Genomic DNA, 1,040 nt, shown 5'->3' with positions numbered 1-1,040 from the left:
AACGTAAGCTCGCCTTACAACGTGAACGTGGAGATACTCTCCTGTATTGTGCTTATCATCGCACCCATGAGAAAGGTCATTTCGCACACCACACTGAAGCTCGTTACCGTCCCGTGGTAGGAATTGACGTCTATGTACGTCATTAAAATCTCTTACGTCATCGTGTTTCTTTTGACGTTCGGCAGTCCGGCTTTGCGTGTTTTTTTTTTGCTGCAAATCTTCGATGTCGCTGCCGACCCATCCGTTTGCGTAGTGGCCGATCACCGCACAGTTGCGGCCTGACTTCCATGGCTGGAACAACAGGACCGCAATACCTGTTCTCGGCGCGCTCTCAATCGGCCTCCACCCACCAGCCCGCGAGGCGAGGGCGCGGGTGTTCCAGGCTTTGCGTGCGCCGGCTGCACCGTAGCCAACACACATCCAGCCGCAAGCGCCTCCGGTACAGGAGACCTTGTACAACTGACGCTCCCCGCCGCCGAGAATGTATGGGCCGCTCGGATACGGACATTCGTCCTGATCGACAACAGCACCGCAGATGCACGGCGCCAACTCCACCAGCTCGGTCGTCATGGGGTTTCCTTGTTTGCGATTTGGATCAATAGGTCTGCGTGGCACGGTGTACCGATGCGGCACCAGCAAGCGAGATTCTTTCCGCGCAGTTGCTCACGGTTCGCCACGACGTAATCGCGCACGGCCACCTGCTCATCAAAGTTGTCAGTGCCCAGGGCGATATAGCCGCCGACGGTCAATTCAAACAGTCGGACGCATTCGGCCTGCGTGCCGTGCTTGCCTACGATGAAGGGGTTTCCCCCCTTGGTGGTGCGATCCACCTTCACCGTATCGGCAGGCATGCGCCATCCCTTGGCGCGTCGTAGCTGGATGCGTTCAACCGTCACTTCACCCCCTCCGCGCCGGGCTTGGCGGTGAGTTCTGCTGCGGATATGACCTTGCGAATTTCATCGTCCGGAACGTCATCACCCGATTTGCCGGGAGCTAGTAACAGGACAATATCCGCGCCGGTCTCGCGTGAAGTGCTGACC

At 58.0% G+C, this 1,040-nt stretch carries 2 protein-coding genes; both read right to left on the bottom strand.

Going from position 1 to position 1,040, the window contains the following annotated elements:
* A partial coding sequence (locus CSC78_RS18740; protein WP_162339386.1) for a hypothetical protein occupies window positions 1–570 on the bottom strand: 570 nt, incomplete at its 3' end.
* Entirely contained in the window at window positions 567–896 is a 330-nt protein-coding gene (locus CSC78_RS18735) for a DUF4326 domain-containing protein (RefSeq protein ID WP_162339385.1), read from the bottom strand. The genes CSC78_RS18740 and CSC78_RS18735, both read right to left, overlap by 4 nt.
* Window positions 897–1,040 lie beyond the last annotated feature (144 nt).

This window comes from Pseudoxanthomonas japonensis (assembly GCF_010093445.1).
Lineage (GTDB): Bacteria > Pseudomonadota > Gammaproteobacteria > Xanthomonadales > Xanthomonadaceae > Pseudoxanthomonas_A > Pseudoxanthomonas_A japonensis.
The sequence above is the reverse complement of the archived record's forward strand: the minus strand, read 5'-3'. Positions and strand labels throughout refer to the sequence as shown.